Origin of the sequence: Pseudomonas sp. PB101 (assembly GCF_009764265.1) — a bacterium.
Lineage (GTDB): Bacteria > Pseudomonadota > Gammaproteobacteria > Pseudomonadales > Pseudomonadaceae > Aquipseudomonas.
Genome location: NZ_RWIR01000088.1, coordinates 13,811 through 28,551 on the forward strand (window position 1 = coordinate 13,811; position 14,741 = coordinate 28,551).

The following is a 14,741-nucleotide window of genomic DNA, read 5'->3' on the forward strand; positions in this document are numbered from 1 at the left end:
TTCAGTCTCGTCTAAAAAATTCGGAAACAGTCGTGATTCAGAAACAACTCGGGGCTGAATCAAACAGCCCCGGTTGCTTAGCGTGTTGCTTGAAGGCTCAACCTACGCGGTAGTTTGGCGCTTCCTTGGTGATCTGCACGTCGTGAACGTGGGACTCGGCCATGCCGGCGCCGGTGATCCGCACGAACTCGGGCTTGGTGCGCATCTCTTCGATGTCGGCACTGCCGGTGTAGCCCATCGAGGAGCGCAGGCCGCCCATCAACTGGTGGATGATCGCGCTCAGGGTGCCCTTGTACGGAACACGCCCTTCGATGCCTTCCGGAACCAGCTTCTCGGCGCCTGCCGAGGAGTCCTGGAAGTAACGGTCGGAAGAACCCTGGGCCTGGGACATGGCGCCCAGCGAACCCATGCCGCGATAAGCCTTGTACGAACGGCCCTGGAACAGTTCGATTTCGCCCGGCGCTTCTTCGGTACCGGCGAACATCGAGCCCATCATCACGCAGGAAGCACCAGCCACGATGGCCTTGGACAGGTCACCGGAGAAACGGATGCCGCCGTCTGCGATCAACGGTACGCCAGTGCCTTCGAGGGCAGCGGCGACGTTGGCGATGGCGCTGATTTGCGGCACGCCGACACCGGCGACGATACGGGTGGTGCAGATCGAGCCTGGGCCGATACCGACCTTGACGGCGTCGGCGCCCGCTTCGGCCAGGGCCTTGGCGGCAGCGCCGGTGGCGATGTTGCCGCCGATCACCTGCACTTCAGGGAAGTTCTGCTTGACCCAGCGAACGCGGTCGATCACGCCCTTGGAGTGACCGTGAGCGGTGTCGACCACCACCACGTCAACACCGGCGGCGACCAGAGCGGCAACGCGGTCACCGGTGTCTTTACCGGTACCGACTGCAGCGCCAACACGCAGACGACCTTGATCGTCCTTGCTGGCCAGCGGGTAAGCCTTGGCTTTTTCGATGTCGTTGACGGTCATCATGCCCTTGAGGGCGAATTTGTCGTCGACGATCAGCACGCGTTCGATGCGGTGCTTGTGCAGCAACTCGCGAACGTCGTTCTTGTCGGCGCCTTCCTTGACCGTGACCAGACGCTCTTTAGGCGTCATCACTTCACGGACGGTGGCTTCCAGACGGTTCTCGAAACGCACGTCACGGGAGGTGACAATGCCGACCAGGTCGCCATTGTGCAGCACCGGAACGCCGGAGATGTTGTGCATGCGGGTCAGTTCGAACAACTCGCGCACGGTGGCGTCGGCGACGATGGTGATCGGATCCTTGACCACACCGGCTTCGTAACGCTTGACCTTGCGGACTTCGGCAGCTTGCTGCTCGATGGTCATGTTCTTGTGGATGATACCGATACCACCTTCCTGAGCCATGGCGATTGCCAGACGGGCTTCAGTGACGGTGTCCATGGCGGCGGAAACCAGTGGAATATTCAGCTCGATGCCACGGGTAAGGCGGGTCTTGAGACTGACTTCGTTAGGAAGCACCTCGGAATAACCGGGCACTAGGAGAATGTCGTCGAATGTCAGAGCTTCTTGGCTGATACGCAGCATCGCGGGGGCTCCCGAGCGGGAAAATGGAAGCGCGCCATTATAGTCAGACACCCCCTCGGGTTCAATGTAAAACTCTGTCTATTATCGAAGCAGTGATCAACGGGAGATTGAAAGGCATCGCCAGCAAGCCGGCTCCTACAGATTTAGCGTGATCTTGTAGGAGCCGGCTTGCTGGCGATCAACGATAACGCGGTCCATCAGACGTATCACAATTCGACTTTGACCCAGCTGACGGGGTGATCCAGCCAATCGGCGAACTCGTCGATAAAGCTCTGCTTGAACCCGGCTTCGGCCCAGTTATTGAAGATGAAACCGAGGTTGGAAAAGCCGCATTCCTGCAGGAACAGGAAGCCGTTGATGTCGTCTTCATGCCCGCATTCGGGGCAGGTGAAGTTGTCGGTGCGCCCCGGCATCCAGTCTTCCAGGCTTTCGAACAGGGCCTCACCGACTTCCTTGCGGCACTCGGCGCAGCCCGCTTCTTCAAGGAAACCCTTGGCCGGCGTATAGATGCAGCGCTTGGTGACGATCTCCAGGCCGTTGACCGGTTCGCCGAACGGCAGGGCTTCGGGGTGCAGGACCACTGCGCGGGCACCGTCGGCGATGGCATGGGCCATGCGATTGCCGGTGCGGCCGCAAGTGGTCAGCTCTTCCTGGATGATGTTCTTGCGCACCAGCCAACGCACAATCGCCCGGGCCCGAGGCTCGTGCACCGGCAGGGTGGAGATTTTCGGGACGATGATGCTTTGCGAATTCATGGGGTACAGGCCTGAAGCTTTGATGAGAGGGTCTTGCGCATGCACAAATTATAGGTCGACCCGTAAAGTCGGGCTGGCCTGTATCCCTGTGGGAGCGGGCTTGCCCGCGATGGCGTCGGCACATCAAACATTGATGTCGACTGAACCACCGCTATCGCGGGCAAGCCCGCTCCCACAGGAGATACGACCTGACAGAGAGTTAATTACAGCTCTACGACAACCGCCTGGGAAGCGCGGGTTGCCTTGGCGCGGGCGGCTTCGATCGACTCGTCGCGCGCCAGGGCAACGCCCATGCGGCGCTGGCCGTTGACTTCAGGCTTGCCGAACAGACGCAGCGCGGTATCCGGCTCGCTCAAGGCCGCACCCAGGTTGGCGAAAGCGGTCTGGGTCGACTGCCCTTCCACCAGGATCACTGCCGAGGCCGAAGGCCCGAACTGACGGATCAACGGGATCGGCAAGCCGAGGATTGCGCGGGCATGCAGGGCGAACTGCGACAGGTCCTGGGAAATCAGCGTCACCAGCCCGGTGTCGTGCGGACGCGGCGAGACTTCGCTGAACCACACCTGATCACCCTTGATGAATAGCTCGACGCCGAACAGACCACGGCCACCCAGGGCTTCGGTCACCGCTTTGGCAACACGCTCGGACTCAGCCAGGGCAACCGGGCTCATGGCTTGCGGCTGCCAGGATTCCTGATAGTCGCCCTTCTCCTGACGGTGGCCGACCGGTGCGCAGAAGGTGGTGCCGCCGACGTGGCGCACGGTCAGCAGGGTGATTTCGTAGTCGAAATCGATGAAACCTTCGATGATCACGCGGCCCTTGCCGGCGCGGCCGCCTTCCTGGGCGTAATCCCAGGCAGTTTTCACGTCATCGACGCTGCGCAGCAGGCTCTGGCCCTTGCCCGAAGAACTCATGACCGGCTTGACCACACACGGGAAACCGAGGTCTTCGACGGCCTTGCTGTAGTCCTCGAAGGTGTCGGCGAAATGGTACGGCGAGGTCGGCAGGTCCAGCTCTTCAGCGGCCAGGCGACGGATGCCTTCGCGGTTCATGGTCAACTGCGCGGCGCGGGCGGTCGGGATCACGGTGAAGCCTTCGGCCTCCAGTTCCACCAGGGTCGCGGTGGCGATGGCTTCGATTTCCGGGACGATGAAGTGCGGCTTCTCGGCTTCGATCACGGCACGCAGGGCGGCGCCATCAAGCATGTTGATCACGTGGCTGCGGTGCGCCACCTGCATGGCCGGGGCGTTGGCGTAGCGGTCCACGGCAATCACTTCAACGCCCAGGCGTTGCAGCTCGATCACCACTTCCTTGCCCAACTCGCCACAGCCACACATCAATACGCGGGTCGCGGTGGGCGACAATGGAGTTCCGATACGGGTCATCTGAAGGTCCTCAAGGAGCGGATCATCGAGGGAAGCGCGCTTCCCATGGGGAGAAAGCGCGGCATTTTACATGAACTTCAGCTGACGACAGCCTGTTTGCGCAGGCGCCAGGCCATGATCAGCCACACGGCGGTCACACCGGCGAACTTCGAGCCCAGGGCAGTGAGGATCACACCCGGCGTCAGTGCGTCGATCATGCCGAAAAAGATAAAGGTATCGAGGGGAATGCTCAGCGCCGAACTTATCCACAGGCGGTCATGGAGCGGGCGTTTGGTGATGCTGAACACCAGCCAGTCGATGCACTCGGACACCGCGAAAGCCGTGGCGCTGGCCAGGGCGATGGACGGATCGGAAGTGGCATAGGACAACACCAGCGCCGCCAGCATCGCCGCGATCGCGCCGTGGCCGAAGCGGGTTTGCACCATGTCGCGCAGAATGAACACCAGCCCGCCCCAGGCCGACCAGATGATGTCCAGGTGCGGCGCGGTGGAGAAGGCGAAGTTGATCAGCACGACGCTGCTGATGTAGGCGATCAGGAAGAGCATGGGCGCGAAATACCTGGAAATTTGACGCACAGAATACTGTAGGAGCGAGCCTGCTCGCGATGGTCGTGAACGAAAACGCGGGGAGTCAGGTTCCCCGCGGTGTTCTTGAGTCCATCGCGAGCAAGCTCGCTCCTACAACCCCGGCTTTGCCCCGATCATCCACACCAACCCACTGGCCTTGGCCCGCTCATGACACAACCCCAGCACTTTGCGCCGTTCGTCGTTGTCCATGCGGCTCCAGCGGGTGATCTCCTCGACCGTACGCTGGCAACCGGTGCAGATGTCATCGTCGTCCAGCGCACAGATATTCACGCAGGGCGATGCTACCGGGCGTTCGCTGGCGGTCATTGTTCCTGCTCGGCCAGATCGCGGGCATAACGCTGCGAGTTGTGCACGTAGTGAGCAGCGCTGGCCTCCAGCATCTTGATTTGCTGCTCGGTCAACTCGCGCACCACCTTGCCGGGCGAGCCCATGACCAGCGAGCCGTCCGGGATTTCCTTGCCTTCGCCGATCAGCGAATTGGCGCCGATGATGCAGTTCTTGCCGATCTTCGCGCCGTTGAGAATCACCGCATTGATGCCGATCAGGCTGTTGTCGCCGACGGTGCAGCCGTGGAGCATGGCGTTGTGGCCGATGGTCACGCCGGTGCCGATGGTCAGCGGGTAGCCCATGTCGGTGTGCATCACGGTGCCGTCCTGGACGTTGCTGTTCCTGCCGATCAGGATCAACTCGTTATCACCGCGCAGCACGGCGTTGAACCAGACGTTGGCGCCCTCTTCCAGCTTGACCTTGCCCACCAGCACGGCATTGGGGGCGACCCAGCTCTGTGGATGGGTTTCGACGCGGGCGTCGCCCAGGCGGTATTTCATCGTGTTGTCCTCAAGGCTCAGGCGGGCAGTTTCAAACCATTCGAACGATGGTTTCAGGTATTGATAAAGCTTTTGGGAGGTTGGTGCAGGCTGATTTTGGCGTCATACAGCAGGTTGATCAACTCGACGATCATGATCGCCGTCAGCCCCCAGATCTTGTACTCACCAAAGCGATAGCTCGGCACATACCAGCTGCGGCCCTGATAATCGATGCGATGGGTATGTTCGCGGGGATCCTTGCGGAAGAACTCCAGGGGCACGCTGAACACCGCGGCGATCTCGGCATCGTTGGCCCGGTATTCGACAAAATCCGGGATTATCCCGACATAGGGCGTGACCTTGATGCCATGCAGGCTGATCAGCGGGCTGAGCGGGCCGATCACCTCGACCAGCCCCGGCGGCAGGCCGATCTCTTCTTCGGCTTCGCGCAGGGCGGTGAAAATCAGGTCGGGGTCTTCGGGGTCACGGCGCCCGCCGGGGAAGGCGACTTCGCCGCCATGGGTCGACAGGCCGCTGGCACGCAGGGTCAACACCAGCTCAGGTTCGTCACTGCGAGTGATGGGCACCAGCACCGCGGCCTCGGGAAAACGACGGTCGGTCTCCAGTGTGCGTGGTGTGTGGTGACTAACCCGATGCAGTAGCTCATCCAGCATGAGTGTTCTCGATCTGTGCCTTACCCGGCATCATGCACCAATCGCTGCGGTCGCCCAACCCCCGCAACCGCCCCATGTCGCGAAACGACAACTTGCCGACCGGCACTGCCGCACGCCAAGATAGGCCCAGCATTCAGGAACCCCAGCATGAAATTTTGCAGCCAGTGCGGTAACCCGGTGACCCAGCGCATTCCCGAAGGCGATTCGCGCCTGCGTTTTGTCTGCGACAGCTGTCACGCCATTCACTACCAGAACCCCAACATCGTCGCCGGCTGCGTGGCGACCTGGGGCACCCAGGTGTTGCTGTGCCGGCGGGCCATCGAGCCACGTCGCGGCTACTGGACCCTGCCCGCCGGTTTCATGGAGAACGGCGAGACCATCGAACAGGCCGCCATTCGCGAAACCGCCGAGGAAGCCTGCGCCCGGGTGCGCAACCTGAGCATCTATACCCTGATCGACGTGCCGCACATCAGCCAGGTGCATGTGTTCTTCCGCGCCGAACTGGCGGACCTGGATTTTTCCGCCGGCCCCGAGAGCCTGGAGGTGCAACTATTCGACGAAGCGGACATTCCTTGGGATGAGCTGGCTTTCCGCACGGTGGGCCGTACCTTAGAATGCTTCTTCGCTGACCGGCGGACCGAGGTCTATCCCGTACGGTCTGAATCGATCCCGCCGCTTGTTCAGCCTGCCATTATTTGATGCTGCATTGCTATCATTCATAGCCGCTGAAAATCGCAGCCTGCGGCAGCTCCTACAAAAACATCTATAAATAAATAGTCGCGACACCTCCTGGGGAATCGTTTCAATGCGCTGGTTGCTTGCCCTGTTCTGCTTGTCGTTCGTCACGGTATCCCAGGCTTCTGCCGTGGAAACCCTGAACGGCAAGGTCATCGAGAAAATCCTGGTTCTCAAGTCGTCCCATCAATTGCAATTGATCAATGACGGCAAGCCGCTCAAGACCTATCGCATTTCCCTGGGCAAGCGTCCCAAGGGGCCGAAGCTGATGGAAGGCGACAAACGCACCCCGGAAGGCTTCTACTGGGTCGACTGGCGCAAGGTCAGTGACAAATTCAACCTGGCGATGCACATCTCCTACCCGAACATCAGCGACTCGGCCCGCGCCCGTCGCGAAGGCGTCGAGCCCGGCGGCATGATCATGATCCACGGCACCCCGGACACCGAAGACACCCCGGAAGACCTGTTCCACACCCTGGACTGGACCGACGGCTGCATCGCCATGCGCAACATGGACATGCGCGAAATCTGGAACCTGGTGCCGGACGGCACGATGATCGAAATCCGTCCGTAATTTCCCACGACCATTGGTCGGCATTGGAAAATAAAATCTAAAAATCGCAGCCTGCTGCAGCGCCTGCCGAGGTGATACCACTCCCTCCGGCAGAGGCTGTCACAGGCCGCGATTTTTGCTTCTCAACTCCCCTCCTCTAATACCACTTGAAATCCACCTCCCTCCTGGTTGCCTCAGCCGACCGGTTTTGTTGCATTTGAGCCTGGCACCGTCGTTGACATGGTATTCAAGTGGTATTAATTTTCCGGCACACCCGAGCGACAATTCCTACATACGTTTCGGACAGCCATACATGAACGACCTACAAGCCCTGCGCCCCGACGACACCCAACCCACGCCCTTGTACCTGCAACTGGCGCGCAATCTGGAAGCGGCGATCCATGCCGGCCAGTGGAAAGCCGAACAGGCCATGCCGTCGGAGCGCAATCTGAGCGAGACGCTGGGCATCTCCCGCGTCACCGCCCGCAAGGCGCTGGAAGTGTTGTTCGAACAAGGACTGATCCGTCGCAACCAGGGTTCCGGCACCTTCATCACGCCGCGCCTTGAGCAACCGCTGTCGCGCCTCTCCGGTTTCAGTGAAATGCTCCGCCTCAAGGGTTTCGTGCCCGGCTCGCAATGGCTGGAGCGGGAAATCACCCTGCCGACCCACGAAGAACTGATCCGCCTCGGCCTGTCGCCCAACGACAAGGTCGCGCGCCTCAAACGCCTGCGCAAAGCCGACGACACGGTGATGGCCATCGAGATGAGCACCCTGCCCGCCTCGATCATTGCCAAACCGCAAATGGTCGGCGACTCCCTCTACGAATACCTCGACGGCATCGGCAAGCCGGTTGTCCGCGCCTTGCAGCACATCCAGGCGATCAACGCCTCGGACGAGTTCGCCGCGCTGGTCGGCATCGCCCCCGGCACCGCGATGTTGCTGATGACCCGGGTCGGCTACCTGGAAGACAACACGCCGATCGAAGTCACCGACACCTACTGCCGCAACGACTACTACGACTTTGTGGCAGAGCTGCGTCGCTGACCCATAGCCGGCCGCCAAAAAACGAGATCCCGACATGTCCGAAGACAACATCCTCACCGCCCGCGGCTGGGTTCGCGGCCGACTGGTTCACGAACACGGCAAGGTCGTGTCCATCGAAGGCGTGCCCTGCGACCCGGCGGACAACGACCTGCCATATCTGCTGCCGGGTTTCATCGACCTGCACGTCCACGGCGGCGGCGGCAAGGACATCATGGAGGGTACGCCCGCCTTCGAAACCATCACCAAAACCCACGTGCGTTTCGGCACCACTTCGCTGCTGGCCACCACCATGACTGCCCCGAGCGACGAGATATCCAGGGTGCTCAAAGCCGTCGGCGAATTCTCTGGGCAGCGCCCTCAAGGCTGCGCCCGAGTGCTCGGTGTGCACCTCGAAGGCCCGTACATCAACCCCGGCAAGCTCGGCGCACAACCCAACTTCGCCCACACCGCGCTGATGGCCGAAGTCGAGCAATACCTGGCGCTCGCACCGATCCGAGTGATCACCATCGCTCCGGAAATCGCCGGTCACGATGCCTTGATCCGCGACCTCAGCAGCCGTGGCATCCGCATGCAGATCGGCCATACCCTGGGCAGCTATGAGGAAGGCGTTGCCGCGCTGGAGGCCGGCGCCAGCAGTTTCACCCATCTCTACAACGCCATGAGCCCGCTGCATCACCGTGAACCGGGGATCGTCGGCGCGGCACTGGCCCACGCCAAATACGCCGAACTGATCCCGGACTTGCTGCACGTGCACCCCGGCGCCATCCGCGTGGCCCTGCGTTCGATCCCGTGCCTGTACTGCGTCACCGACTCGACCGCCGCCGCCGGCATGCCCGACGGCGAATACAAACTCGGCAGCCACACCGTGACCAAGTGCCTGGGCGGCGTGCGCCTGCCCGACGGCACCCTGGCCGGCAGCACCCTGACCATGGATCAGGCCCTGCGCAACCTGGTGAAGATCGGCCTACCCATCGCCGAGGCCTCGCAGCGCCTGTCGCAATTCCCCGCCGACTACCTCGGCATCACCGAACGCGGGCGCCTGCAACCGGGGGCCTGGGCCGACTGCGTGCGGCTGGATCGCTCACTGAAACTGACCGCCGTCATGGTCGAAGGAGAAGACATTGACTTCAAAAATGCTTGAAGAGGCGTTGTCCTCGCTCGAGGCCGTGCAAGCCCAATTGCAGCAACTCGACCCGCAGATGATCGAGATCGCCGGGCGTCTGCGTCGTCAGCCGCCGCAAGTGGCCATGACCGTGGCGCGCGGCAGCTCCGACCACGCCGCCAGCTATTTCGCCTACCTGACCATGCAACTGCTGGGCATCCCGGTGGCGTCGCTGCCGATGTCGGTGGTGACCATGCAGCAGGCGCCGTTGAAGGTCAGCGGCCAGGTGGCGTTCGCCTTTTCGCAATCGGGTCAGAGCCCGGACCTGGTCAACAGCCTGCGCCTGTTGCGCAAGCGTGGTGCATTGAGCGTGTCGATGGTCAACGCCGCCGATTCGCCACTGGAAGCGGCCTGCGAGTTCAGCCTGCCGTTGTTGGCCGGTACTGAAAGCAGCGTTGCCGCCACCAAAAGCTTTATCGCCACCCTCAGCGCCAGCGCCCGGTTGATCGGCCACTGGAAGGAAGACACCGAACTGCTCGACGCCGGCCGCGCCTTGCCCGAAGGCCTGCGCGACGCCGCGCAACAGGACTGGAGCCTGGCCATCGAAGCCTTGCGCGATTGTCAGCGGCTGATGGTGATCGGCCGTGGCGCCGGTTTCGCCATCGCCCAGGAAGCGGCGCTCAAGTTCAAGGAGACCTCGGCGATCCAGGCCGAAGCCTTCAGCAGCGCCGAAGTCCGTCACGGCCCGATGGCCTTGATCGGCGACAACTACCCGCTGCTGGTGTTTGCCCCACGGGGTGCCGAACAGGCCGGCCTGCTGAGCCTGGCAGCCGACATGCGCCAGCGTGGCGCCCGTGTCCTGCTGGCCGCACCGGATGACGTGCTCGAACGCGACCTGACCCTGACCCGCGCCGAACACCCGGCCCTCGACCCGATCCTGGCGATCCAGAGTTTCTACGTGATGGCCGCCGGCCTGGCCGTGGCCCGTGGCATGGACCCGGACCAACCGCGACACCTGAGCAAAGTCACGCGTACGCACTAACCCCCTGTAGGAGCGAGCCTGCTCGCGATGGACGTCAACGATGACGCGTTCTTCCTGAATGCACGCGTTGTTCTCAGGTTCTTCGCGAGCAAGCTCGCTCCTACAGTGGGCGAGCTGATCTGAACTTTTTATGAGACCGAGCCATGCACAACAACAATAAAGAGCTGACTTTAAGCGCCCCGCTCAGCGGCCCGGTGCTCACGCTCGCCAAAGTCCCGGACCCGGTGTTCGCCAGCGGCGCCATGGGTGACGGTATCGCCATCGATCCGCTCAACGACACGCTCCACGCCCCCTGCGCCGGCGTGGTGGTGCATGTCGCCCGCACCGGTCACGCGGTGACCCTGCGTGCCGACAACGGCGCGGAATTGCTCCTGCACCTTGGCCTCGACACGGTAGAGTTGCAGGGCCAGGGCTTCTCGATGCTGGTCAAGGAAGGCGCGCGAGTCGCCAACGGCCAACCGCTGCTGCGCTACGACCTGGACAAGGTCGCGCAACAGTGCAAGAGCCTGGTCAGCCTGCTGATCCTCACCAACAGCCAGGACTTTCAGGCGCGGCCCATCACCCTCAAATCGGTAAAGGTCGGCGAGCCGCTGCTGCACATCATTCGTCGCCAGACGTCGAGCGTACAGATCGATGCCGAGATTGCCGGCGTGGAGATTGTCGGCCATGTGCGCATTGCTCACCGTGGCGGTCTGCACGCGCGGCCGGCCGCGTTGATCCGTCAGACCGCGCAGGGTTTCAAAAGCAAATCGCAGCTGCATTTCGCCGGCAAGTCGGCCACCTGCGACAGCCTGATCGGCCTGATGGGGCTGGCTGTCGGCGAACAGGCAGAAGTCCGGGTCAGTTGCCAGGGCCCGGATGCCGAAGCTGCGCTGCAAGCCTTGCTGACCGCGCTGTCCACAGCCTTGGCCGAAGACAGCCACGCCGCCGCGCCAGCCACGATCGCCCAACGCAATCGCCCCGCCGAAGCCGGCGTGTTGCACGGTGTCTGCGCGGCGCCCGGCCTGGTCGGCGGGCCGCTGTTTCGCCTGAATGCGATCAGCCTGCCGGTGGATGCCGGCAATCATGATCCGCAGCAGCAACAGCAGGTCCTGGACGCGGCACTGAACCAGGTGCGCAGCGAAATCGAGCACACGCAGGCCTTGGCGAAAAAACACAGGGACACTGCTGAAGAGGCGATTTTCGCCGCACACCTCGCACTGCTCGAAGATCCGGCCTTGCTGGACGCCGCCAGGCAATCCATCGCTCAGGGCACCGCCGCGTCCCATGCCTGGAGCCAGGCCATCGAGGCGCAATGCGAAGTGCTCAAGCAAACCGGCAGCACCTTGTTGGCCGAACGCGCCAACGACCTGCGCGACCTCAAGCAACGGATCCTGCGCGTATTGCTTTGCGACACCTGGCATTACGACGTGCCGTCCGGCGCCATCGTCGCGGCGCATGAACTGACGCCCTCCGATCTATTGCAACTGAGCCAACAAGGCGTCGCCGGGCTGTGCATGGCCGAAGGCGGCGCGACCTCCCACGTGGCGATTCTGGCCCGGGGCAAAGGCCTGCCGTGCGTGGTCGCGCTGGGTTCGTCGCTGCTCGATCAACAACAGGGCCAAGCGGTGGTGCTGGACGCCGACGGTGGTCGCCTCGAACTGACACCCGATGCCGAGCGCCTGGCCGACGTGCGCCAGTTGCAACAGCAACAGCAGCAACGCCGGGCCGAGCAACAGGCCCAGGCGCACACACCCGCGCTGACCAGCGATGGCCTGTGCATCGAAGTCGCCGCCAATGTGGCGTCCAGTTCGGAAGCGGCAGACGCACTGGCCAATGGCGCCGACGGCGTCGGCCTGCTGCGCACCGAATTTCTCTTCGTCGACCGCCACACCGCCCCGGACGAACAGGAACAACACCAAGCCTATCAAGCCGTGCTCGATGCCATGGGCGACAAGCCGGTGATCATCCGCACCATCGACGTCGGCGGCGACAAGCAACTGGACTACCTGCCACTGCCCGCCGAGGCCAATCCGGTGTTGGGCCTGCGCGGCATTCGCCTGGCCCAGGTGCGTCCGGAACTGCTCGACCAGCAACTGCGCGCCCTGCTGCATGTCACGCCATTGTCGCGCTGCCGGATCCTGCTGCCGATGGTGACCGAAGTCGATGAACTGCTGCACATCCGCCAGCGCCTCGACGCCTTGTGCACCGAACTGGGACTGGCGCAACGCCCGGAACTGGGGGTGATGATCGAGGTTCCGGCCGCCGCGCTGCTGGCCGAACAACTGGCCGAACACGCGGACTTCCTGTCCATCGGCACCAATGACCTGTCGCAATACACCCTGGCCATGGACCGCGACCATGCCGGGCTCGCCGCCCGCGTCGATGCACTGCACCCGGCACTGCTGCGGCTGATCGCCCAGACCTGCGCCGGTGCGGCGCAGCACAAGCGTTGGGTGGGTGTGTGCGGCGCACTGGCGTCCGATCCGCTGGCCACGCCGGTGCTGATCGGCCTGGGCGTGAGCGAACTGTCGGTGAGCCCGGTGCAGGTCGGAGAAATCAAGGACCGCGTGCGTCATCTCGACGCCAGCGAATGCCGGCGCATCAGCCACGACCTGCTCAAGCTGAGCAGCGCCAGTGCCGTGCGTCACGCCTGTCACCAGTATTGGCCTCTGAGCTAAAGAACAACAAGAATCCAGGGAGAACCGCCATGTACCAACTTTTCATCGAAGGCCTGCAGCGCCTCGGCCGCGCGCTGATGCTGCCGATCGCGATCCTGCCGATTGCCGGCCTGCTGCTGCGCCTGGGCGATACCGACCTGCTGAACATCGCGATCATTCACGATGCCGGCCAGGTGATCTTTGCCAATCTGGCGATGATCTTCGCCATCGGCATCGCGGTCGGTTTCGCCAGGGACAACAACGGCACGGCCGGTCTGGCCGGGGTGATCGGCTACCTGGTGATGATCTCCACCCTCAAGGCGCTCGACCCGAGCATCAACATGGGCATGCTCGCCGGGATCGTCAGCGGCCTGATGGCCGGCGCGCTGTACAACCGCTTCAAGGACATCAAGCTGCCGGAGTACCTGGCGTTCTTTGGCGGCCGGCGCTTCGTGCCGATTGTCACCGGGTTCGCCGCCGTGGGCCTGGGCGTGGTGTTCGGCTATATCTGGCCGCCGATCCAGCACGCCATCAACAGCTTCGGCACGCTGATGATGGAGAGCGGCAGCATCGGCGCCTTCGTCTTCGGCGTGTTCAACCGCCTGCTGATCGTCACCGGCCTGCACCACATCCTCAACAACATGGCGTGGTTCGTGTTCGGCAATTTCACCGACCCCACCACCGGCGCGCTGGTGACCGGCGATCTGTCGCGCTACTTCGCCGGCGACCCGAAAGGCGGCCAGTTCATGACCGGCATGTTCCCGGTGATGATCTTCGGCCTGCCCGCCGCCTGCCTGGCGATGTACCGCAATGCACTGCCGGAAAGACGCAAGGTGATGGGCGGGATCTTCCTCTCGATGGCACTGACCGCGTTCCTGACCGGCGTGACCGAGCCGATCGAATTCGCGTTCATGTTCCTCGCGCCGCTGCTGTTCGTGCTGCATGCGTTGCTGACCGGCCTGTCGATGGCCATCACCAATGCGCTGAACATCCATTTGGGCTTCACCTTCTCCGGCGGCTTCATCGACATGGTCCTTGGCTGGGGCAAGTCCACCAACGGCTGGCTGGTATTCCCGGTGGGCCTGGCGTATGCCGTGATCTATTACCTGGTGTTTGATTTCTGTATCCGTCGCTTCGACCTGAAAACCCCGGGTCGTGAAGACGCCGCCACGGTCGAGAAGGCCGCGGTTGCCGAGAATGAACGCGCCGGGGCTTACATCAAGGCCCTGGGCGGCGCCGAAAACCTGATCACCGTCGGCGCCTGCACCACGCGCCTGCGCCTGGACATGGTGGATCGCAACAAGGCCTCGGACGGCGACTTGAAGGCACTGGGCGCCATGGCCGTGGTCCGACCAGGCAAGGGAGGGAGTCTGCAGGTGGTGGTGGGGCCGATGGCCGACGCCATTGCCGATGAAATTCGCCTGGCCATGCCGGCGTTGGGTCGAGCGATTGTGTCCACCCCTCCAGCGATGGTCGATGAACCGAAACCTGCTGCCGTGGCCACGCCGCAAGCCCAGAAATGGCTGAACGCTTTGGGCGGTGGCGACAACGTGCTGCAACTCGACTGCATCGCCATGACCCGCATCCGCCTGCAACTGGCCGATGGCAAGGCGTTGTCGGAGTGTGATTTGAAAGCGCTGGGTTGCCAGGGTGTGAGTCAGTTGGAGGGTGGTATCTGGCATCTGCTGATTGGCGACAAGGCACCGAGCTTGAGTGATGCGCTGGAGGCGTTGGTCAATCGCAGTGAGGTGAGTGCCAAGGTTTAGGTTGTTGTCGCCTGGACGGGCCTCATCGCGGGCAAGCCCGCTCCCACAGGTTTCATGTTGTACGCAAAACCTGTGGGAGCGGGCT

Annotated in this window: 14 protein-coding genes; 7 read left to right on the plus strand and 7 right to left on the minus strand. The window is 62.8% G+C overall.

Translation table 11 applies throughout. The annotated features are described in order from the left end of the window. Positions 1 to 97 precede the first annotated feature (97 nt). From guaB to EI969_RS26770, 7 genes are all read right to left on the minus strand, one after another. Complete coding sequence (guaB, locus tag EI969_RS26740) at positions 98 to 1,567, minus strand: IMP dehydrogenase (protein ID WP_008053208.1); 1,470 nt, start codon at positions 1,565 to 1,567, stop codon at positions 98 to 100. Positions 1,568 to 1,773: 206 nt separating this feature from the next. Then, positions 1,774 to 2,322, minus strand: a complete 549-nt coding sequence (locus EI969_RS26745) for a sugar ABC transporter ATPase (protein WP_160390362.1) — start codon at positions 2,320 to 2,322, stop codon at positions 1,774 to 1,776. Positions 2,323 to 2,525: 203 nt separating this feature from the next. Next, positions 2,526 to 3,707, minus strand: a complete 1,182-nt coding sequence (purT, locus tag EI969_RS26750) for a formate-dependent phosphoribosylglycinamide formyltransferase (RefSeq protein WP_160390363.1) — start codon at positions 3,705 to 3,707, stop codon at positions 2,526 to 2,528. A gap of 77 nt (positions 3,708 to 3,784) precedes the next feature. Beyond that, positions 3,785 to 4,252, minus strand: a complete 468-nt coding sequence (locus EI969_RS26755; RefSeq protein ID WP_150717825.1) for a VUT family protein — start codon at positions 4,250 to 4,252, stop codon at positions 3,785 to 3,787. A 132-nt stretch (positions 4,253 to 4,384) separates the two neighbouring features. Beyond that, a complete protein-coding gene (locus EI969_RS26760; RefSeq protein WP_160390364.1) occupies positions 4,385 to 4,600 on the minus strand; it encodes a DUF1289 domain-containing protein in 216 nt (71 codons plus the stop codon). Continuing rightward, complete coding sequence (locus EI969_RS26765) at positions 4,597 to 5,121, minus strand: gamma carbonic anhydrase family protein (protein WP_160390365.1); 525 nt, start codon at positions 5,119 to 5,121, stop codon at positions 4,597 to 4,599. The genes EI969_RS26760 and EI969_RS26765 overlap by 4 nt, the downstream gene beginning before the upstream one ends. Positions 5,122 to 5,174: 53 nt before the next feature. Continuing rightward, positions 5,175 to 5,774, minus strand: a complete 600-nt coding sequence (locus tag EI969_RS26770) for a CoA pyrophosphatase (RefSeq protein ID WP_150717822.1) — start codon at positions 5,772 to 5,774, stop codon at positions 5,175 to 5,177. 147 nt (positions 5,775 to 5,921) lie between these two features. On the opposite strand from EI969_RS26770, the gene EI969_RS26775 reads away from it, so the two are divergent. From EI969_RS26775 to nagE, 7 genes are all read left to right on the plus strand, one after another. After that, positions 5,922 to 6,473 carry an NUDIX hydrolase gene (locus EI969_RS26775; protein ID WP_160390366.1) on the plus strand — a complete coding sequence of 184 codons (552 nt, stop codon included), beginning with the start codon at positions 5,922 to 5,924 and terminating at the stop codon, positions 6,471 to 6,473. Positions 6,474 to 6,579: 106 nt separating this feature from the next. Then, positions 6,580 to 7,083, plus strand: coding sequence for a murein L,D-transpeptidase family protein (locus tag EI969_RS26780; RefSeq protein ID WP_160390367.1), 504 nt, complete (start codon positions 6,580 to 6,582; stop codon positions 7,081 to 7,083). A gap of 292 nt (positions 7,084 to 7,375) precedes the next feature. After that, complete coding sequence (locus EI969_RS26785; protein WP_160390368.1) at positions 7,376 to 8,107, plus strand: GntR family transcriptional regulator; 732 nt, start codon at positions 7,376 to 7,378, stop codon at positions 8,105 to 8,107. 34 nt (positions 8,108 to 8,141) lie between these two features. Beyond that, entirely contained in the window at positions 8,142 to 9,248 is a 1,107-nt protein-coding gene (gene nagA / locus EI969_RS26790; RefSeq protein WP_160390369.1) for an N-acetylglucosamine-6-phosphate deacetylase, read from the plus strand. After that, entirely contained in the window at positions 9,229 to 10,251 is a 1,023-nt protein-coding gene (locus tag EI969_RS26795) for an SIS domain-containing protein (RefSeq protein WP_160390370.1), read from the plus strand. Before nagA ends, EI969_RS26795 begins: the two co-directional genes overlap by 20 nt. Before the next feature lie 143 nt (positions 10,252 to 10,394). Then, positions 10,395 to 12,911, plus strand: coding sequence for a phosphoenolpyruvate--protein phosphotransferase (gene ptsP / locus EI969_RS26800; protein WP_160390371.1), 2,517 nt, complete (start codon positions 10,395 to 10,397; stop codon positions 12,909 to 12,911). Between the two features lie 29 nt (positions 12,912 to 12,940). Further along, positions 12,941 to 14,656, plus strand: coding sequence for an N-acetylglucosamine-specific PTS transporter subunit IIBC (nagE, locus tag EI969_RS26805; protein WP_160390372.1), 1,716 nt, complete (start codon positions 12,941 to 12,943; stop codon positions 14,654 to 14,656). Positions 14,657 to 14,741 lie beyond the last annotated feature (85 nt).